Origin of the sequence: Streptomyces sp. NPDC006711 (genome assembly GCF_042869775.1) — a bacterium.
Classification (GTDB): Bacteria; Actinomycetota; Actinomycetes; order Streptomycetales; family Streptomycetaceae; genus Streptomyces.
Genome location: NZ_JBIAGO010000002.1, coordinates 40,131 through 59,175 on the forward strand (window position 1 = coordinate 40,131; position 19,045 = coordinate 59,175).

At 69.4% G+C, this 19,045-nt stretch carries 17 protein-coding genes; 9 read left to right on the plus strand and 8 right to left on the minus strand.

From position 1 onward, the window contains the following. The first annotated feature begins 48 nt into the window (after nt 1–48). Both ACFYM2_RS04250 and ACFYM2_RS04255 read left to right on the plus strand, forming a co-directional pair. Nucleotides 49–1,638: an amino acid adenylation domain-containing protein gene (locus ACFYM2_RS04250; protein WP_388833185.1), complete on the plus strand. Its 1,590-nt coding sequence runs from the start codon at nt 49–51 to the stop codon at nt 1,636–1,638. Between the two features lie 105 nt (nt 1,639–1,743). After that, nucleotides 1,744–3,036: a cation:proton antiporter gene (locus tag ACFYM2_RS04255; protein ID WP_388833188.1), complete on the plus strand. Its 1,293-nt coding sequence runs from the start codon at nt 1,744–1,746 to the stop codon at nt 3,034–3,036. A 107-nt stretch (nt 3,037–3,143) separates the two neighbouring features. Here the strand turns inward: ACFYM2_RS04255 and ACFYM2_RS04260 are convergent, their stop codons facing one another. Both ACFYM2_RS04260 and ACFYM2_RS04265 read right to left on the minus strand, forming a co-directional pair. Further along, entirely contained in the window at nt 3,144–4,154 is a 1,011-nt protein-coding gene (locus ACFYM2_RS04260) for a DMT family transporter (RefSeq protein ID WP_388833191.1), read from the minus strand. Nucleotides 4,155–4,283: 129 nt separating this feature from the next. Beyond that, nucleotides 4,284–5,030: a thioesterase II family protein gene (locus ACFYM2_RS04265; RefSeq protein WP_388833194.1), complete on the minus strand. Its 747-nt coding sequence runs from the start codon at nt 5,028–5,030 to the stop codon at nt 4,284–4,286. 231 nt (nt 5,031–5,261) lie between these two features. On the opposite strand from ACFYM2_RS04265, the gene ACFYM2_RS04270 reads away from it, so the two are divergent. Next, nucleotides 5,262–5,765, plus strand: a complete 504-nt coding sequence (locus ACFYM2_RS04270; RefSeq protein WP_350233943.1) for an Lrp/AsnC family transcriptional regulator — start codon at nt 5,262–5,264, stop codon at nt 5,763–5,765. Nucleotides 5,766–5,795: 30 nt separating this feature from the next. Here ACFYM2_RS04270 and ACFYM2_RS04275 read toward each other — a convergent pair whose 3' ends face one another. From ACFYM2_RS04275 to ACFYM2_RS04290, 4 genes are all read right to left on the minus strand, one after another. Then, on the minus strand, nt 5,796–6,632 hold the full coding sequence (locus ACFYM2_RS04275; RefSeq protein WP_388833197.1) for an alpha/beta fold hydrolase: 837 nt from the start codon (nt 6,630–6,632) through the stop codon (nt 5,796–5,798). Then, nucleotides 6,622–7,860, minus strand: a complete 1,239-nt coding sequence (locus ACFYM2_RS04280; protein WP_358996103.1) for an aminotransferase class I/II-fold pyridoxal phosphate-dependent enzyme — start codon at nt 7,858–7,860, stop codon at nt 6,622–6,624. The genes ACFYM2_RS04275 and ACFYM2_RS04280 overlap by 11 nt, the downstream gene beginning before the upstream one ends. Nucleotides 7,861–8,080: 220 nt before the next feature. Beyond that, nucleotides 8,081–8,308: an acyl carrier protein gene (locus tag ACFYM2_RS04285; RefSeq protein ID WP_120720241.1), complete on the minus strand. Its 228-nt coding sequence runs from the start codon at nt 8,306–8,308 to the stop codon at nt 8,081–8,083. Nucleotides 8,309–8,365: 57 nt separating this feature from the next. Continuing rightward, nucleotides 8,366–9,340: a chlorinating enzyme gene (locus ACFYM2_RS04290; protein WP_358996106.1), complete on the minus strand. Its 975-nt coding sequence runs from the start codon at nt 9,338–9,340 to the stop codon at nt 8,366–8,368. A 418-nt stretch (nt 9,341–9,758) separates the two neighbouring features. Here ACFYM2_RS04290 and ACFYM2_RS04295 point away from each other — a divergent pair, with 418 nt between their 5' ends. Continuing rightward, entirely contained in the window at nt 9,759–10,130 is a 372-nt protein-coding gene (locus ACFYM2_RS04295; RefSeq protein ID WP_388456285.1) for a cupin domain-containing protein, read from the plus strand. A 208-nt stretch (nt 10,131–10,338) separates the two neighbouring features. Here ACFYM2_RS04295 and ACFYM2_RS04300 read toward each other — a convergent pair whose 3' ends face one another. Further along, entirely contained in the window at nt 10,339–12,207 is a 1,869-nt protein-coding gene (locus ACFYM2_RS04300) for an aldo/keto reductase (RefSeq protein ID WP_388833202.1), read from the minus strand. A gap of 327 nt (nt 12,208–12,534) precedes the next feature. Here ACFYM2_RS04300 and ACFYM2_RS04305 point away from each other — a divergent pair, with 327 nt between their 5' ends. The 5 genes from ACFYM2_RS04305 to ACFYM2_RS04325 all read left to right on the plus strand — a co-directional run bounded on the left by ACFYM2_RS04305 (nt 12,535) and on the right by ACFYM2_RS04325 (nt 17,332). Beyond that, nucleotides 12,535–13,134 carry a MepB family protein gene (locus ACFYM2_RS04305; protein WP_388833205.1) on the plus strand — a complete coding sequence of 200 codons (600 nt, stop codon included), beginning with the start codon at nt 12,535–12,537 and terminating at the stop codon, nt 13,132–13,134. A 48-nt stretch (nt 13,135–13,182) separates the two neighbouring features. Continuing rightward, nucleotides 13,183–14,439: an ATP-binding protein gene (locus tag ACFYM2_RS04310; RefSeq protein ID WP_388833209.1), complete on the plus strand. Its 1,257-nt coding sequence runs from the start codon at nt 13,183–13,185 to the stop codon at nt 14,437–14,439. Continuing rightward, nucleotides 14,436–15,557 (plus strand): tetratricopeptide repeat protein, encoded by a 1,122-nt coding sequence (locus ACFYM2_RS04315; RefSeq protein ID WP_388833212.1) that lies wholly within the window; start codon nt 14,436–14,438, stop codon nt 15,555–15,557. Before ACFYM2_RS04310 ends, ACFYM2_RS04315 begins: the two co-directional genes overlap by 4 nt. A gap of 94 nt (nt 15,558–15,651) precedes the next feature. Then, a complete protein-coding gene (locus tag ACFYM2_RS04320; RefSeq protein ID WP_388833215.1) occupies nt 15,652–16,533 on the plus strand; it encodes a hypothetical protein in 882 nt (293 codons plus the stop codon). Nucleotides 16,534–16,594: 61 nt separating this feature from the next. Then, nucleotides 16,595–17,332, plus strand: coding sequence for a hypothetical protein (locus tag ACFYM2_RS04325; protein ID WP_388833218.1), 738 nt, complete (start codon nt 16,595–16,597; stop codon nt 17,330–17,332). A gap of 122 nt (nt 17,333–17,454) precedes the next feature. On the opposite strand, the gene ACFYM2_RS04330 is transcribed toward ACFYM2_RS04325, so the two are convergent. Further along, nucleotides 17,455–18,816: a DUF6777 domain-containing protein gene (locus tag ACFYM2_RS04330; RefSeq protein ID WP_388833221.1), complete on the minus strand. Its 1,362-nt coding sequence runs from the start codon at nt 18,814–18,816 to the stop codon at nt 17,455–17,457. Nucleotides 18,817–19,045: the final 229 nt, after the last annotated feature.

The following is a 19,045-nucleotide window of genomic DNA, read 5'->3' on the forward strand; positions in this document are numbered from 1 at the left end:
CCCGCGCGTACCCGCGCATTCATCCACGGTCCAAGGAGTGACGGCCACATGGCCCTGATCGGCAACCGCGTCCCGCTGCCCGCCGAACGCCTCGCCCACCGCGTCTTCGAAGAACATGTCAGGACACATCCGGAACGGCTCGCCGTGACCTGTGGCGAGGAACGGCTCACGTACGGCGAGATGAACGCCCGCGCGAACCGGCTCGCGCACCACTTGACGGCACACGGCATCACCCGCGGCGCGATCGTCGGAGTGTGCCTCGACCGGTCCCCGGAGCTGGCGTCCAGCATCCTGGCCGTCCTCAAGGCCGGCGCGACCTACGTACCGCTCGACCCCACGTACCCGCCCGAGCGATTGCGGCTCATGCTGTCCCAACTCCCGCAGATGACAGCGGTGTTGGCAGCCAACGACACGCTCTCCCTGATCGAGGGGTGCCACGGCGACATCATCGACGTGAACGACCCGCGGCACCGACTGGAGTCACGCCCCACCACGGATCCCCAGGTCGAGATCGGACCGGACGACCTCTGCTACGTGGTCTTCACCTCCGGTTCCACCGGCACACCGAAGGCCACGGCGGTGCGCCACGAGGGCTGGTTCAACCTCCTCAACTGGCTGCGTGTGGAGTACGGACTGGACCACAACTCCAGCAATATGCTGCTGAGTTCATTCGGCTTCGACATCAGCCAGCGCAGCATCATGGCCCCTTTGTTCGTGGGGGCCGCCCTGCACCTGCTGCCCAGCCGCAGCTTCGACATCAGCCTGGCCTACCGCCTCATCGGCGAGCTCGGCGTCCGTACGCTCCACTGTGCGCCCAGCACGCTGTACCTGCTGGTGGACAGGGAGATGGACCGGGGAACGGACGTCCTGACCGGCCTGCACTACGTGTTCATCGGCGGCGAGCCCATGTCGGCGGCGCGCGTGGCCGACTGGGCCACGCGTGAGGGCAACACCTGTGTCCTGCTGCACCAGTACGGTGTCGCCGAGTGCACGGACGTCGCGACGTCGCACCGCATGGTGGACTACCCGGGATACGCCGACAGCCGTATGCCCGCCGGTGCTCCGGTGTACAACACCGAGATCCGCATCCTCGACGACAGCCTGGAGGAAGTCGCCCCCGGGGAGGTGGGAGAGATCTGCGTCTCGGGCATCAGTGTCGGGGCCGGGTACCTCAACGCCGACCCGGCGCGGCAGAGCAACTTCGCCACGATGGAGCGCGACGGGCGGCCGGTCCGCTTCTACCGGACCGGGGACCAGGGGTACGAGACGCCGTCGGGTGAACTCGTCGTCGTCGGCCGGGTGGACCATCAGGTGAAGGTCCGGGGCATGCGGATCGACCTGGGCGATGTCGAACACGCCGTGCGGCGCCACAAGAAGGTGCGCGACGTCGTCGTCCTGCCCGTGGCCGACGGCGAGCAGGATGCCCGGCTCGTCGCCGTGGTGATCGCGGCGGCGGAGCCGGTCGACGAACGGTCGCTGCGCCAGGATCTCCTGGAGACGCTGCCGCGCAACATGGTGCCGCAGGAGTTCGTGGAAGTGGCGGCCTTTCCGCTCAACCCCAACGGCAAGATCGACCGCAAGGCGCTGGCCGAAAACATGCGGTCCGCCGCCTCGCGCAGGGAAGCACGCTCGCGTTAGGCGCCCACCCCGCTTCCGCGGGACCGACGGCACAAGACCGCTCACCACCTACGGAGAGACGGAACGTTGGAATTACATCCCTTGGCATCCGGGTCCACGGAAGCAGTGACCGAACACGTCCTGTTCTCTCTGGCCGTGATCCTCGCCGCGGCCCATGTCTTCGCCCGGCTGGCTCAGCGAGTCCGCCAGCCGGTCGTCGTCGGCGAGATCATCGCCGGCATCGCCCTGGGCCCGAGCCTCCTCGGCCTCGTGCCCGGCAATCCGGTCGACGTGATCTTCCCTCCGGAGGTCCGGCCCTACCTTCAGGTCCTCTCGCAGGTGGGCCTGGTGCTCTTCATGTTCGGCGTCGGCTACGAGTTCGACGGTTCGCAACTGCGGGGACACGGCCGTCAAGTGACCGCCGTGTCCCTCAGCTCGGTCATCCTGCCGTTCGCCCTCGGTGCCGGACTGCTCTGCGTCCTTCATCCCTGGCTCACCGACGCCGGCACCACCGTGCCGGGCCGGCTCGTCCCGGCCCTCTTCCTGGGCGCGGCCATGTCCATCACGGCCTTCCCGGTACTGGCGCGCATCATCTCCGAGCGCGGTCTGCAAAAGGACCGGATCGGGGCGATGGCTGTGGCCTGCGCCGCCATCCAGGACTTCCTCGCCTGGGTGGTGCTCGCCGTGGTCGTGGCTCTGGCGCAGAGCACGGGCGGCTGGCCGCTGGCCCGCATGACGCTGGTCTCGGCGGGGCTCCTGCTGTTCCTGTGGTACGCCGTGCGGCCGGGCCTGACGTGGCTCTTCGCACCGGGCCGCCCGTCCGGCCCCGTACTCATCCACGCCGTGCTGGTCGTCGGTCTCCTGCTCTGCGCCTGGGCCACCCAGGCGCTGGGACTGCACGCGGTGTTCGGGGCCTTCGCCTTCGGCGTGATCGTCCCGCGCACCGTCATCGACCGGACGGCCCCCGAGGTTCCCGAACGCATCGAACAGACGAGTCTTTTCCTGCTCCCGGTCTTCTTCATGGTGACCGGCCTCTCGGTGAACCTCGGGGGGCTCGGCGGCCACGGCCTGCTCATCCTGCTGGCCGTGATCGTCACGGCCTGCTTCGGCAAGTTCGCGGGCGCGGCCGGCGCGGCACGGCTGACCGGGGCGACCGGACCGCAGGCAGCGGCCCTCGGTGTGCTGCTCAATGCCCGCGGGCTCACCGAACTGGTGATCCTCAACGTCGGTCTGTCCCTGGGCGTTCTGGACAGTCGCCTGTTCACGGCCATGGTCGTGATGGCGGTGGCGACCACGGTGATGACCGGTCCGCTGCTCGATCGCTTCCACCCCGCCGCGCGGCCGCGTCCGGTGCCGGGGGACAGCGGGGAGCGGCGGCGCGAGGGGCAGGATCTGGTGACCGTACGGGAGGAGACGTAGCAACGTCCGCGCGACGCGGAACGACGCGGAGGGGTGCGCCACGTGGACACACCCACGTGGCGCACCCCGTCGGCCGACCCGGGTCACCAGGACACCGGATCACCAGGTCACCGCGTCACAGGACCCGCTTCCCGGACCGGCGTCGCGCCGGGCTCCTCCGGATTTGAGGGTTCCTCGCGCGCGTCCGCCGGTACCGGCTGCTCGATGCTGGTGGGTTCGGCGGCCGGTTTACGGCCCGTGATGACGGCCAGGAGCGCGCCGCCCACCATGATCACCGCAGCCGCTCCCTGGGACCAGGTGAAGGATTCGCCGAGGGAGATGAAGGAGAAGACCGTGCCGAAGAGAGGAACGGCGAACATCATGACCGAGGCGGCGGACGCGCCGACGTCCCGGATGCCTCGTACGTACAGGATGTAGGCCACGGCGGTCGGCCCGATCGCGAGGTAGACGGCGTTGATCCAGAACCCGGTCGACAACGAGCCCCAGGCGACGTCGTCGAAGTGCGGGGCCGCCATGGCGCCGAGGGCGATGGAGCCGGCGACCGTGGAGTACGTGACGGCCTGCACCGGGTCCATGCCCGCCACCAGGCGGCGGTTGAGCAGGGTGTAGGTGGACCACACGGCGGCGCCGATCAGGAAGATCGTGTCACCCATCAGCCGGGTCGAGCCCGGAGCTCCGTGGGCGTTGGTGGTGAAGAAGAACAGGGCGGCGCCGCCGACGCCGAGGATGAGTCCCATGATACGGGCCGGCCTGGCCGTCTCGCGGTGGGTCAGGATGAGGACGACCGCGGTGATGACGGGGGTGAGGGCGGGGAAGATGACGCTGCCGTCACTGGCGGGGGCCAGGGTGACGCCCCAGAAGAACAGCGAGTTGTAGCCGCAGACCCCGATCAGTCCGGCGACGCACGCGCCCACGATGTCCTTGAGCTTCGGGGACTGCTGCGGCCGCCGGAAGAACGTGATGACCAGGAGGACCAGGGCCCCTCCGCCGAAGCGGAACAGGACGGCTATCGCATGGGGTACGTGCTCGGTGGCGTACTTGGAGGAGGGAAAGGCGCTGCCCCAGAGAATCATGGTGAACAGCAGCCAGCCGAAGGCACCTAGGGGCTTGGTCTTCATCGCGCATCACACTCATTCGTCTTTCGCTGCCGCTGGGCAAAGTCGGGACGTTCTTGGTCGGTGGGGCTTCCTGAAGGGGACGTCAGGGCCGGCGGCACGGGGGGGGGTTGGGCGCCGGCCCTGACGTCGTCACGCTGCCCGCAGCGCCTCCGCGATGGCGCGGTGCACGGCGGACGCGTGAGTGAAGAGGGCGAAGTGGTCCCCCTCCAGAGGGTGGAGGGTGAACGCGCCGGTGGTCTGCTCTTCCCAGGCGGCCAGGTGGGCCGTCGTCGCCCGGTGGTCGTCGCTCGCGGCGAACACGGAGATCGGCAGGTCGAGCGGGGGCTCGGGGGTGTAGGCGTACTCCTCGCTGACGGCGAAGTCGGCGGTGAGCAGTGGATGCAGCATGCGCAGCATGGCCGGGTCGTTGACGACCCAGTCGGGCGTCCCGCCATGCAGACGGAGTACTTCCGCCAGCTCGTCCAGAGTCAGCTCACCGAGCCGTGAGGAGTGCTCCTCGACCTGGGGGGCGCGGCGCCCGGCGATGAAGAGGTGGACGGGCTGGAGTGCGCCGATCCTGCGCAGCTCCCGGCACAGTTCGAAGGCGCAGATCGCTCCGGTGCTGTGCCCGAGCACGGCGTAGGGGCCCTCGACGGTCGCCGCGATGTCCCGTGCGAGCGCGGAAACGAGGGGACCGACCTCGCTGAACGGCGTTTCCTGGCGGCGGGTCTCGCGCCCCGGCGGCTGGATGGGGCACACGCCGATCCAGTCGGGCAGGTCCGCGCCCCAGGCCCGGTAGGCCGAGGCGCCCGCGCCCGAGTGCGGCAGGCATAACAGCCTGACGTCCGCCTCGTCGGCCGGGCCGAAGGGCAGCCAGGGGGTGGTGGTGCTGTGCATGCGCATGGGCTTCTTTCCTCGCGTGTGTACGTGGGGGCACGCCCAGGACTCGGTGAGGTGGTGGGGTGCGGCCGGCTCGTCGGGTGATCGGTCAGGCGGGGGACGTCCGCGACGGGCCGCGGTGTCCGTCGACACCGAGGTCCGTGAGTATTGCCGGCCACTGGATGGAGTGTGGCAAGGGTTTCAGCTCCTCTGCAAGGGTTCCGAAATAGCTTCGCTAGACTGGGAGTTGTGGCGAATTTTGACGAGATCAATCGCGGGTTGTTACTGGAGCTCCAGAAAAACGCACGCCGCTCCAACCGTGAGCTGGCGCGGGCGCTGGGCATCGCGGACTCGACGTGTCTGGAGCGGGTGCGTGGTCTACAGCAGAACGAGGTGATCCTCGGGTACACGGCCGAGGTGAATCTGGACGCCATGGGGCGCGGGCTGCGGGCGATGATCGCCGTACGCATCCACCCCAAGAGCCGCGACGCGGTCGAGGCGTTCCGCGAGTTCGTCCTCACCCTGACGGAAGTCCTGGACGTGTTCGTGGTGTCGGGAAGCAACGACTTCCAGGTGCTGGTGGCCGTGCAGGACGCACAGCACCTGGAGGACTTCGTCCTTGACCACATCGCGCAGTACCCGTCGGTCGCGGATCTGCATGCCTCGCTCGTCTACGAGCATCTGCGCCGGCGGCCCGTCGACATCCTGGAGTCGCGGCCCCCGAGGCGGCGCCGGTCGGGGCCGCCTTCTTGAGGCCGGGCCACCGGTGGCGGCCAACCGGCCTCACGCCGGGGCGCTGTCCTTCAGGACGAACGCCGCCATGGTGGCGGCCGTCTCGGCCGGGTCGATGAAGAGGGCGTAGTGGCCCCCTGATCCGGCCACGTGCAGCCGCGCCCCCTCGACGAGCATGGCTGCGCGTCGCGAGTTGCGGTGCCCCACCATCGCGTCGTCCTGCCGGGCGATGAACAACGCGGGCACCGAGAGCCGGGCGCAGGCCGCGGCAGGGTCGTAGTCGCAGGTCGCGGAGATCCCCCAGGCGAAACGGGTGAGTTCTTCGCGGCCCTGCCGGTAGGGCAGCGTCAGCATGCGTACGAGCGCTTCGTCCTGGACTCCCAGTGCGGCGCCCTCGTTGCCCCGTGGCCGTACGACGTCGTGGAAGTACGCGGCGCGGTCGGTGTCGGCGGCGATCTGCGCGCACATGTCGAACACGGCGTTGCCCACCGGTGCTCCTGGCACCCCGTCGAACAGGAGGGCGCCGTCGATCGAGGTGAACGACAGGGCGCGCTCTTCAAGCGCGTGCGCGACGAAGAGCGCGATGGACGCGCCGGTGCACCAGCCGGCCACATGGACCCGGGTGAGCCCGAGGGCGTCGACCACGGCAAGGGCGTCCTCGGTGTGCTCCTCCAGAGTCACCTGCCGCTCGGCGCAGGGGCCGGGACTGCCCCGCAGCTCCCAGGTGACGAGGTTCATCCCCGAGCGCAGGAACTGCCGCGCCAGGCCCTCCAGGAGGCGGTTCTCCATGCCGACGGCGTTGACGAAGAGCACCGTGGGCAGATCTTCTTGGCCGGCGACCGCCACGTCGAGGGTGATGTCGCCGTTGCGCACCCGTTCACTTCGCACCGCGCACCTCCTCCAGGGCTTGTGCGAGCCGGGCGATGCCCTCGGCGATGACCGTCTCGTCCGGGCTCAGGCTCAGCCTGACGCAGCGCGTCGCGTGCTCCGAAAGGAAGGGCGAGGAGAAGGGCTCGACGAAGAAGTGGCGGCCCGGCACGACGAAGACCTTCTTGCGCTTGAGGGCTTCATAGAGCGCCAGGTCGCAGAACCAGTCGTGGTCGATCCACAGCCAGCAGAACATGCCTCCGTCGGTGCTGTGCAGCCGCCAGTCGAGGGCGTCGGGCAGGAGGTCGTGCAGTAGCTTCTCGGCCGCGCGTCGTTTGTCGCGGTAGTAGGGGCGGATCGCCTCGCCGGTGAGCGTGTCGATCGCTCCGCTGTTCAGGGCGAGCGCCGCCGTCGCCTGGATCAACTGCGGTGCGTGCAAATGGGAGTTGGCGGTGAAGGACAGCATCGCGTCGATCGCGTTTCGTGGCCCGATCGCGAAGCCTAGACGCTCCCCGGGCAGCCCCGCCTTGGAGAAGGTGAAGCAGTTGATGACATTCGGATGCAGCGGTGGGTCCACCGAGTCCTGGGCGACGCCGGGGAACGGATCGCCGTACGCGTGGTCGAGCACCAGCGGGATGTCGCGTTCCTCGGCGATCTCGATGAGGCCGGACAGGTCGTCCGGCAGCAGGGTGCGGCCGGTCGGGTTGCCCGGGCTCGACAGCAGCATCATCCCCACCGAGGTCTGGGCACGCACCGCATCGAGGTCGAAGGTGTACCGGAAGTAGCGTCCGTCCTTGAGCTCCACACCCGGCTCGACTCCGACGGTGCCACCGGCGTCCAGACTCAGCCCCTGGTAGCCGGTGTAGTCGGGGACGGACGGCAGCACCAGCCGGCGCGGGCCGTCGTCGCAGGGCCCGGTGAAGATGGTCGTCGCCATGAAGGCGAGCATCTGACAGCCCGCGCCCACCAGGACGTTCTCCGGCCCGATCCCCCACCCGTAACGGGCGTTGAAGTAACGCACGATCGCCTCGACCAGTACGTCGGAGCCGCGCGAGGGCCCGTACCGGCCGCTGAACTCGGCGAAGCCGCTCGCCATGGCTTCTTCTTGCAGGCGGCGCCAGGTGTCGGTGACCTCGGGGATCGCGGCCGGGTTTCCCGGGCTGAGGTTGAGCCAGGTGTCGCCCGAGGTGTCCGTCGCGGCCAGCGCGATGTCCTCCATGATGCTGCGGATTCCCGACAGGCCACTCATCTTCGTTCCCCTGGAGGAGAGTTGCACCGGGAGTTCCTTCCGTGGCGAGGACGCGTCGTCCCATGGTTGTCGGTCGTGCGACGGCCGTCCGAGCGCGCCGCGACAGCTGAGCGGCGGCGGCACCGGGGTGGACCGGCGCCGCCGCACGCGGTGGCGCGCGGCGCGGCCCGCCGCCCGTGCCGTCAGCCGACGGACGGGAGCGAGCCGCGACCGCGCGAGGTCAGGACACCGCGAGGCGCGACTCGGCGTATGCGGAGATGCTGCGCACCGTGGGGTGCCGGAACAGCTCGTCCATCGGGATCTCGATCCCGATCTCGTCGTGGATCGCCGTCTGCACCGTCGCCATGATCAGCGAGTGGCCGCCGAGAGCGAAGAAATCGTCGTCGTCGGAGATGTCCTCGAGCTTGAGAGCCCGTCCCCAGATCTGGTTGATCTTCTGCTGGATCACGCTTGCGTCCTCTCTGCCCTTCGTCGTCCGGAGTCCCGGTTCATGGACGAAAGTGAGTCAGTGGGTGTTCTTGACGGCGAAGGGCTCGCCGTGGGCGTTGGTCGTACGGATCCGGTTGTGCCCGAAGGTGTCCCGTCCCGAGACCACGACGGTGCCGTAGTCCTTGAGGTCGAAGTCCTGCCCGTGCGCGGTGTAGGCGTCCTGGTCCGGGTAGACCCGGACGTGCGTCGGCACGTAGCGCGAGGTGATGGCGAACCGGGTGTCGCGCTCGGTGATGTTGGGCAGGGCGCCGTGGACGCAGGAGGCCGTGAAGATGAGTGCTTCGCCCGGCTGCATCTCGACGTCCACCACGTCCTCCGGGCGCGGCTCCCAGTTCGGGTCCACGGCGAAGTCGGAGAAGTCGTACCCGTAGAAACCGGTGTCCTTCGTGAACGTCGTCTCGTGGTCGTTCTCGTAACGGCTCTCGCGGCCACGGGCGGGCGACTTGCTCTCGTCGAAGATGCGGTCACGGTGCGAACCGCGGACGAAGCGCATGCAGCCCGTCTTCTTCGTCGCCGGGGTGAACGTCGTCCACACCGTGATGTCGATGTAGGCGTTCCAGTCCGACTTCGTCGGCAGCAGCTGCGGCTTGCCGGTGGCGTAGCTGTAGTCGCGCACCTGGTGCCACTCGGTGCCACGGGAACCCGGGAACTTGGCGAAGAACTCCGTACGCCACGACAGCACGTCGGGGCCGAGGATGGCGTTCAGGTACTTCAGGATGGTGGGGTGCGTGACGTGGCGTGACAGCTCGGGGATGTCGAGGTGCCGGTCGTAGTTCATGCTGTTGTGGAACACCGAGTGGGTGGTGTCCTGATTCTTGACGCGGACCTCGCGCAGGATCTCGGCGGCCTCGTCGGGCTCGTAGAGCTTGACCGGGCCGGTGAAACCGTCCTTCATGAACTGGTCGATTTCACCCTTGATGTCCTCGGGCACGATCGCGTTGTCCGCGATCGCCGTGTCGGACCCGCTGGGACCGATGTGAGTTTCGGTCATCGTGAGGTCACGTCCTTTCGCTGAAATATCGAATCGGTCCGTAGCTGCCGAAGCCCGCATACGGTCGAAAGGCGTGGGCCGCCCGTGAGCCGGCTGTCACCCTGAAACCACTCAACGGGCTTGCGGCGCCTTCCGGAATCATCGTCAGCGGTACGGTCCTCGTCGGATCCTCGTCGTGTCCTCGTCCGGGATCAGGCGACGGGACCGCTGCTCGCACCCCACGTCCGGGGCCTCGGCGGAGGCCAACCCCGCATATGTGGACGGGACTTGACAGGGAGTGGCGCCCATTTGATGCTGGGACGGTTTCAGCGGTCCCGATTCCGCTCCCGCTCCGGCCGGATCGCGCGTTCTCAGCGTCGCCGACTGCCCGGGTGTGCCATGACGGCGGGCCGCGGTGTGCGGTTATCAGGAGGAAACAATGGCCAGGCCCGACATGCCCGTGAACGTCTCCGAAAAACTCTCGAAATTCACCGAGTACTGGTCACCGAAGACGATTCTCGAGGCCAATGGCTACGAGATGAAGGCGGTGAAGGTCAAGGGAGAATTCGTCTGGCACGATCACCCCGAGGGCGACGAGCTGTTCATCGTGGTCAAGGGGGAGCTGACGATTGATCTGCGCGATCGGGAGAGCGTCAGGCTGGGCGCCGGGGAGATGTTCGTGGTGCCACGGGGCGTGGAGCACCGCCCGGTCGCGCCGGAGGAGTGCGAGGTCTTGATCATGGATGCGGCCGGGGTGGTCAACACCGGCGGCGTGGCGAGCGAGCTGACGGCCCAGGACGAGTGGATCTGACCGGCTAGGTCCGTGCCGGTGGCGGAGGCGGGGCCAAGTTGTTTTGCGGGACCAAGTGGGCGCAGGGGAAGGTCTGTTCACGTGATCACGCTCCGGGGAGCGACGCATGCGGGGCACGCGCGATGTCCCGCCCTCCCGGGGGAGAACGGGGCATCGTACGGGCGTGACGGCGGGTCGACCGGTCGGCGGGTCGGCGGGTCGGCCGCGGTTACTCCTGGACGATTTCGTCCGCCCCGAACCGCAGGGCGCAGTCCCATGTCTCCGCGTCGCTGAACAGCAGCTGCACGAGCTGGATGGACCACTTCCAGTCACAGTTCTTGACGCCGAACAGCGCGCCGAGGGCGTCCCGCAGGGGCATGCCGATGTAGCGGCGCTTGAGCCCCACGCGGGAGGGGACCCGTACCGAGCTGAGGTCATCGGCCGTGACGTGATGCTCCTCCACCAGCCACTTCTCGATGAAGGCCTGAGTCACCGGCTGGCCCTGGTCCTTCGCCGCGTCCACGATGGACTGACGGAGGGTGTCGGCCGTGCTTCCCTGGCAGAGGCCGGTCAGCCACTGACTGAGCTCACCGCGCAGCGCGAACGAGGTGTCGTTCGTCTGGCCGGAGCTCTGCTGCTTGCGCCATGAATCGATCTTGCCCATGGCCCCGTACTCCTCGTGGCCGGTGAAGTCGTCATGGTCGGGTCCGCCACCGAAGTTCGCCAGGTTGGACGCCTGGGTCCCGGGCGTGCCGCTGCTGGTGATCATGGTCGCGTTGGACGAGCCGTCCTTCCTGGGGAACGTGCCGGCCATGGTGTAGATGAGGCCGTTCAGATCGTCGGGCGAGGACAGATCGAGGTCCATCTGCCGGGCGGTCCTGATGACGTCGTAGTAGTACAGGTGCGCCCCCGACTTCTTGATCGCGTTCTCGACGTTCTCGCTGAGCAGCACGCTCTCCACCGAGTTCTCCACGACGTCCACGCCGCCGAGCTCACTCAACAGATCCGTGTGGCTCTCGCCGACGTTGCCGAGGCCGACCTGCCTCGTGATGTGCTCGCTCTTCAGCTCGTTGAGGACCTGCCATGCCTGCGCCAGGGCGCTCCGCTCGACGTCCAGATTGTGGATCACCAGCGAGTCGAGCCGGCCCCCGAACAGCGCGGCGACGCCCTTCAGGCGTGCCCGCAGTGCGGCGGGTTGCTCGCCCGAGCGGACGTCGAACTTGTACAGGATCTCGTAGTCCTCCCGTGGCCGGCCCCGCAGCACTTCGGAGACCGTGTTGATGTTCCGGTAGCTCTCCGCCGTGTCGAAGCGCCGGTACCCGGCCTCGACAGCCGAGGCCAGCTGCTCCCTGCTGCGCCCGTCGACGCCGAAGACCAGCCAGGGTTTCGCCACCTCGCCCTCGGATCCGTCGGCGGGCATCCGCGCCACCACGGGCGATCCCTGGTGGGCCGGTCCGGCGGCGGGCGCGGTGGTGCGCTGCACCGGCGCCTCCCCGGACATCGCCCGGTGCGCGTTGGCCTCGGCCTCGCGCTCGAACCTGTCGGCCGGGTCCGAGACCCGCAGGCCGTCCCCGCGGTCGGTGCCGGCCACCGGCCCCTGGCGCTGCTGGATCACGTGCGTCAGCTCGTGGGCCAGCGTGTGCCGGTCGGCCCCGCCGTCGCCGATGACCACGTGGTCACCGCTCGTGTAGGCGCGGGCGCCGACCTCGGCCGCGGACGCCTTGGCGGTGGAGTCGTCGTGGATGCGCACGCTGGAGAAGTCGGCGCCGAGCCGGGCCTCCATGTCCGTACGGGTCCGGTCGTCCAGGGGGCGGCCGGCTGCCCGCAGCACGTCGGGGACGGCGGAGCGTTGCACCGTCTCGGCGGCCGAGGGCCCGCTCTGCCGGTGGTCGCCGCCGCAGCCGGCGGTGTGCTGGTGCCGGTCCTGGACCCAGGTGTGGCCGGAGCGGCGGAGCATCTGTAGGACGGCCGCGTTCCCCGCGGTGTGCTGGAGGGCCAGGAGCCCGGACGCCGTCGCGTCCTCGCGGGCCGGGTTCCTGGCCGCGACCCGGTGGGGCCTCTTGCTCTCGGAGGCCTGGGCCTTTTCGTTGGTGTACATCAAGTCCTCTCACCGTGCCGCGGCCAGTACCACGAGCGGCCGGGAACGCTGTCCCGTGCATGGGGGCAGCGGTCCGCCCCGCGTTCAGCAACCGTCCCAAGTAAGCCGAGTAAGCCCTTCCGTCAACAACCCTTGTTCCGGTCGCAGTTGACGGGCCCCGGGCGTACCACCTTATAACTGACCAGTAATCCACCGTCCCTGAACCCTGAACGTTCGGGGTTGGCACGGCAGCCGGACCATTGCATGGCCCGATGCCGCACCGAACGGGCCGCGACCGTGACGTCAGCGCCGTCAGCGCCGTCCCCGCCCGTGTGACAGGGTGGGCAGATGACGGCGAACCGCGCGCACATCTCTCCGCACCGCTCGCACCCGGGCCCGGCGGAGTGGGAGCCGTGGTCGGAGTTCAGCCCGACGCACGCCGATCTCCTGGCGGCGAAGCAACTCGTCTACGACCCTTGTGGCTTCACCGGCTCGCAGCCGGTTGCCGAATCCGAGAGCGCCGAGTACGCCGCGCACACCTTCGTCCTCGACGGACTCGCCGTCCGCTTCCGCGTGGCCAAGACCACTCCCACCAAGGCCGGCCAGTTCGTGACCGTATGGAAGAGGTCGCCTGGCGGACCCATCCAGCCTTTCGACGCCACGGATCCGGTCGACCTCTTCGTCATCAGCAGCCGCGACGGTCAGCACTTCGGCCAGTTCGTCTTCCCCCTGTACGTGCTCGGGTCGCGCGGCGTCGTCACGGTTGACGGTGTCGGGGGCAAGCGGGGCTTCCGCGTCTTCCCGCCCTGGGTGACCACGACCAGCCGACAGGCCGCCGCCGCGCAGGCGTGGCAGTCCGAACACTTCCTGCACGTGGATCAGGACGCCCCGGCCATCCGCGCTCGCGCCCGGGAGCTCTACCATCCGGCGCGAGCGACCATCGCGTAGACGCGAGGGGTCGGCATGGGCGGGGCGCCGGGTCCGTAAAGTGGGGGCATGCCTGAGACCTCCCCCTTGATACGGAGCCTGCGCGCGGCCGTTGAGGCCGCTCCCGCCGACGTGCCGCTACGTCTGCACCTGGCCGGACTGTTGCTCGACGCAGGTCAGCAAGCGGATGCCGTCACCGAGGTGGCGATCGCGTTGCAGCAGGCACCGAGTGACGCGGAGGCCAGGGCGCTGATGGTGCGTGCCGTGGGGGCGGCGGCCCCGGTGGAGGGGTCGGCTCCGGTGGAAACCTCCACCGAGCCCGAGGGGGCCGGCACGTTCAACTGGGGGGCGGCCGCCGACCAGGTCAAGGATGTGATCCCGCCGAGGTTCGTCGAGGAACCCCTCGCCACGGACGGCAGCGGTGATCCGGACGGCTCGCCCGCATGGGACGTCGATGCGCCGGGCTCCGTACGCCTCGCCGATGTCGGCGGTATGCGGGAGGTCAAGGACCGCCTTGAGGCGGCGTTCCTCGCGCCGTTGCGAAACCCCGAGTTGCGTGCCCTGTACGGCAAGAGCCTGCGCGGCGGCCTCCTGCTGTACGGGCCTCCCGGCTGCGGCAAGACGTTCGTGGCGCGAGCCGTCGCGGGTGAGCTCGGCGCGAGTTTCCTGTCCGTGTCGGTCAATGACGTCCTCGACATGTGGATCGGCAACTCCGAGCGCAACATGCACGAGCTCTTCCAGACGGCTCGGCGCCAGGCTCCCTGCGTGGTCTTCCTCGACGAGCTGGACGCGCTCGGCGGCAAGCGCAGCCGTACGCAGAGCGCGGGTATGCGCAACACCGTCAACCAGCTCCTGACCGAGCTGGACGGCATCGACGGAGGCGCCAACGAGGGCGTCTTCGTGCTGGCGGCGACCAATGTCCCCTGGGACGTCGACATCGCGCTGCGCCGCCCCGGCCGCTTCGACCGCACTTTGCTGGTGCTGCCGCCCGACGCTCCGGCCCGCGAGGCGATCCTCCGCTATCACCTGCGTGAACGCCCCATCGAGAAGGTCGACTTGGGCAAACTCGTCAAGATGACGGACGGCCTGTCCGGCGCGGATCTCGCCCACCTGTGTGAGACCGCTGCCGAGACAGCGCTCCTCGACTCGGTACGCACCGGCGTCGTCCGCATGATCGGCATGAAGGACCTCGTCGAGGCCGCGAAACAGACCATCCCTTCGACGGAGCCGTGGTTCGCCTCCGCACGCAACGTCGCGATGTACGCGAACGACGGCGGCATGTACGACGACTTGGTCGCCTACCTCAAGAAGAGGCGCAAGCTGTGACCACCCCCCACCCGGTACTCGAACAGGCTGCCGCGCTCCTGGACTTCGAGCGCTACGACCAGGCGCGGGCGCTGCTGAGCGGCCGTCTCGCCGAGGACCCCGAGGACGTACGCGCCTGGGTCATGCTCGGCCACTGTCACCTCGCCGCCGAGGAGCCCAAGCGGGCCCTGGAGGCGTCCGCCGAGGCCCTGAAACTGGCGCCCGAGGACTACGGCGCCCTGATGCTGCGCGCCCACGCCATGACGCGCGACGAAGGCTGGCGCACCGTCGAACCCGTGCTGCGCGAGGCGATCCGTATCGCCCCCGAGGAGCCCGTCCCCCGGGCCATGCTCGCCGACGCGGTATTCCGTGAAGCGGTGATCCAGTACGCCAGGACGAGCGGCGTCACGCGCCTTGAGTTCAGCGACATCGACCGCGTCTCCCGCGAGGCGGCCGAGATAGCCATGCAAGCGCTGCGCCTCGGCCCCGAGAGCGTCTACGCCCACGAAGTCGCCCAGCGCATCGCCAGTCTTTCCGGCAACGGCACCGTCGCCGACCAGCTCGACGAGGCGATCCTCCACCTCGACCCGCACCACCATGAAGCGCTCGCCCGCCGCACGGAGAAGGCCGCGAAGGCGCCCGGCGTGCATGCAGCCCGCGCCACGGAGTTGTACGCCGACGCGCTCTCCAGCCATCCCGACTCCCCGCAGATGCGCCAGCGACTCGACCACGCCACGTACCGCCTTCTGCGCGGCACCCGCTGGCTCGCCGTGCTCTGTGTGGTCGTGGCGGGCGGAATGATCAACCTGTTCCCCTCGGACGACGGCCCGGTCCCGGAGTTGCCCCTCCCGATCGGCCGGCGCCTGTGGTGCGTGGTGGTCATGGCGGCGATCTGGGGCTTCGGTGCGTGGCGCCGCTACCGCAAGCTGCGCGCCGGCGCGCAGCTCAACGTCCGCTCGCTGATCCGCCGTCGCCTCTGGGCCCGCGTGGTCCTGGCCCAGTCGGCCTGGGCCACGACGTGCGCCCTGCTGATCGCCGCACCGCCGTGGAGTGGACTCGGCGTCCCTCGCATCCTCTTCTGGGCGGGGCTCCTGCCCACGGCGGCCACTCTGTGGTTCGACAGGAACAGGATCCGCTAGGGGCCCGCGTCGGCGCTCGGACCGGATATTGATTCCACCGGTCGTGACATGTGTGTATATGCTTCCCGCTCTTTGGTTAATGAGTGGGTAAAGGGTGGGGAACGTGAAGGCCGTCCGCAAGTTCAGGACATGTGTCGTGCCGGTCGTCGGCACCGTCGTACTCTCCGTGGGCCTGACCGCCTGCGGCGGGAGCGGCACGAGCGGGAGCGGCACGGGCGGGGGCGACGCCAAGAAGCAGGACGCCAAGAGCGCCGCGGCCGCGTCACAGCGCAAGGACGCGGCGTCGGTTCTCCCGGCCGCCACCAAGAAGATGGGTGAGCAGAACTCCTACCGGACCCGCCAGTCGGGCGCTTCCGCCGACGAGCCCTCCAGTGACATGGCCTGGCAGCGGACGCCGTTCTTCTCCTCCATGCGGATCCACGGGAACAAGACGGCGGACAACCCGAGCGGCGAGACGTACCTCGTCGACACGGCCGACGGTGCCTACACGAAGACCGACAAGATCCCCGGCAAGGACTGGTTCAAGATTGATCCGTCCGGCGAGAAGAAGACCGACATGTCGCGCTCACGCGGGCTTGTGACGGAGCTTCTGGGCGCGCTCAACGCCACGGGCAGCGGCAAGTGGGTCGGCTCGGAGCAGATCGGCGGGCGCCCCACCGACCACTTCCGGGGAACGGTGAACATCGCGGAACTCGCCAAGTACCAGGGCGCCGCCATGACCAAGGACAGCCACGACTGGTACGTCGACGTCATGCGGAAGAACGGCAAGGAACAGGCCGTCATCGACGTGTGGGTCGGCAAGGACGACTTGGTGGCGAAGTCCCAGGAGACCAGCTCGGGCGAGAAGGGGCAGGAGACGATCGTCGAGGAGTACTCCGACTACGGCACCAGTCTCAAGGCTGAGGTGCCGCCCGCCGACAAGGTGGCCACGTTCGACGAGTACATCGACGCCCTTTCGAAGCGGCCCGCCGCCTGACCCGGCGCTTTTTTGGGAGGGGCGGACCACGGGCGATACGTCGCGGCCAGGAGGGGAGCGCATGGCATTCGGAAGAAAGAGCAGGCCGGAGGAGCCCTTCGAGCCGGTGCACTGGAACGACATCACCAAGTTCACCGTCGGCAGGATGACGCGGCACACGTTCCGCGCGTCGAAGCGGGGCGCGGGGCCTCACGCGGTCCGCTTCCACCGCCGTCGCGGGGGCGAGGACCATATGGTGCCCGGTGTCTACATCGTTCCGGCCGCGCCCCCCGCGACGCTCTCCAAGGGCGGCTTCCTCCTCTTCGAGGACGAGGGGAACCGCCAACTCCTTTGCAATGTGCTGCCCGACGGCTCCGATCGCTACCGGGTGACCGACGCGGGCGGCCAGGAACTCGGCTCGGTCCGGCGCACTTCGATCACCAAGAAGCTCACGTACCAAGGGTTGTGGCTCGAACAGGTGGGGCAGCCCGCCGTCGTCGCCCGCCACCACTGGGCGCGGGGTGGGCTGCTGGCATCCGCGGAGCGAGGTGCGGGGCACGTCCTGGGGGGCGTCGTGGACTCCTTGCTGTCCTTCGGCGCCGAGGGAGGCGACCGCGCGACGGACTTCAAGCCGGTGGTGTGGGCCGTGGAGACGGACGGCCCGAAGGGCGAGCGCGGCGAAGCCGTCCTCACCGTGCCGCGCACCACCGGGAGCGTGACCTGGTACTTCGTCATGCGGGAGGGCTGGCTCGACAAGCGCTTGGCCTTCGCCCTCGCCGTCCTGCGCGAAAGTGAGACATTCGGCGCCGACCGCCGCTGATACTGTCCCGCCACCGCACTTCGGGCGTGTCTCCGCAGCGCGCGGGAGACCCTGCTGGACCGGCTGCCGGAACTCGAACTGGCCGTTGCGTCAGTCACTTCGGGAAAGCGGCACCCATGGGGTCATGAGCCCCCGCCCGCCCCCGGGGACGAGGGCGGTGCGGGTTCGGACGACGCGGGTGACTTCTCCGAGGCCGAGGCCGAGGACGCGGCCGAGGACGGGGGCCGCGAGGCGGGCGAGGAAGGCGGATGTGTGGCCGGCGAGGAAGGGGGCTGCGTGGCCGGCGAGGAGGGCGGGGAGGACGCGGGCGGGCAGGACTTCGCCGAGGACGGGCCGCCGGAGAGCGAGGCGCACGGCGAGGGCCCGGCCGGCGAGGGCGACTCGTTGCCGGACGGCGACTCGGACGGGGACGACGGGGACAAGGACGGGCCGGTCACCGGCGGCTTCGTCTTCGTGTCGCCGCTGCCCGTGTCGCCCTTGTGCCGTTCGAACCAGGCGCCGTGGTCCGAGTCGTACACGACGAACTTGTTCACCACCTGTGCGGCGGGCGCCACGACCACGACGTTCGACGGCCGGTACCCGGGCCACGCCTCGCCCGTCCGCTTCGGTGTGCCCTTCTGGGCGACGGGCGGCAGCAACGGGTTGCCGCACGCGCACCGAACCCGTGGCAGACCGCGGTCGTCGACGAGTACAGCGGTGCCGGCCTGGAGCACGGCCTGGTAGCTGGTGGCGGCGCCGTCACGGTAGCCGTGGTTGGTCACGCGGGTGTCCAACCGCAGCCGTACGGGCGTGAGCGAGCGCAGATAGCCGGGAACGCCGGACGGTTCGACGCCGAGGACGGAGGCGAACGCCTTGTTCTTGGCCGGGTCTTTCTGGAGCGCGCCGATCTGCTTCTCCACGTCGCAGCTCGTGACGTTCCGCGTCCCGCCGTAGAGGCCGGGGGCGGCGCCGTCGACACCGCGTGTCACATTGGCCGAGGCCGACGAGCTCGGCAGCGCGATCGGGGAAGCCGGGGCGGAGTCACGGGCCGTCGAATCGGTGAACGGTGCGGGCCCCGTCTTCGCCGCGGGCTGGAGAAGCACCTCGCCGCCGGCGGCGGACGAACCCTTCGACGAGCCGTCAGGGCGCGTGAGGACGACGGCCAGCACCACCGCCGCCACCACGGCGGCGGACAGCGCCGCCACGCGGGGCGCCGACTTCCACCACGGACGGGACGGCCCGTGGCCCGCGCCGGAGCCCGCGCCGGGCTCATCCGGCCCGTCGCCGCGCCCGCCGCCGTGCCCACCGCCGCCGTCCGGACCGCTCGGTGGGCCACTGCTCGGCGGCCCCGACGGCCGCTCGGTCCCCGGAGGGGGCGTCGAGTCGGCGCGGGTTGCGCCCGCTTGAGTGTCACCCGGCCCGCCGGGGCTCGGCTGCGAGGGGCCCGAGAGCGGGCCCGAGGGCGGTCCAGTGGGGCGTCCTGACGACGGCGACTCGACGCTCACGAACACTTCTTCCCTGCGTTGGGGGATCCGGAGTGGAGGGATCCGGTGGAGGGGGTCTGGCGTAATCGGTTGCGGTAGAGGGGTCTGGCGTAGTCGGTTGCGGTGGAGGGGATCCGACCTGACGTAGGCGCAGGCGGCCGTGCAGCACAACCACGGCGAATTCCACGACGTACGTTTCATCCCCTTACGCGCCCATTGTGTGCATCGGCTTCCGGGTGCTCGCAAGCTG

Coding starts and splice junctions, on each gene's coding strand:
- ACFYM2_RS04265 (WP_388833194.1), bottom strand. CDS start 5,030: ATGCACAGCACCACCACCCCCTGGCTGCCCTTCGGCCCGGCCGACGAG.
- ACFYM2_RS04250 (WP_388833185.1), top strand. CDS start 49: ATGGCCCTGATCGGCAACCGCGTCCCGCTGCCCGCCGAACGCCTCGCC.
- ACFYM2_RS04305 (WP_388833205.1), top strand. CDS start 12,535: ATGACGGCGAACCGCGCGCACATCTCTCCGCACCGCTCGCACCCGGGC.
- ACFYM2_RS04290 (WP_358996106.1), bottom strand. CDS start 9,340: ATGACCGAAACTCACATCGGTCCCAGCGGGTCCGACACGGCGATCGCG.
- ACFYM2_RS04310 (WP_388833209.1), top strand. CDS start 13,183: ATGCCTGAGACCTCCCCCTTGATACGGAGCCTGCGCGCGGCCGTTGAG.
- ACFYM2_RS04325 (WP_388833218.1), top strand. CDS start 16,595: ATGGCATTCGGAAGAAAGAGCAGGCCGGAGGAGCCCTTCGAGCCGGTG.
- ACFYM2_RS04295 (WP_388456285.1), top strand. CDS start 9,759: ATGGCCAGGCCCGACATGCCCGTGAACGTCTCCGAAAAACTCTCGAAA.
- ACFYM2_RS04300 (WP_388833202.1), bottom strand. CDS start 12,207: ATGTACACCAACGAAAAGGCCCAGGCCTCCGAGAGCAAGAGGCCCCAC.
- ACFYM2_RS04260 (WP_388833191.1), bottom strand. CDS start 4,154: ATGAAGACCAAGCCCCTAGGTGCCTTCGGCTGGCTGCTGTTCACCATG.
- ACFYM2_RS04280 (WP_358996103.1), bottom strand. CDS start 7,860: ATGAGTGGCCTGTCGGGAATCCGCAGCATCATGGAGGACATCGCGCTG.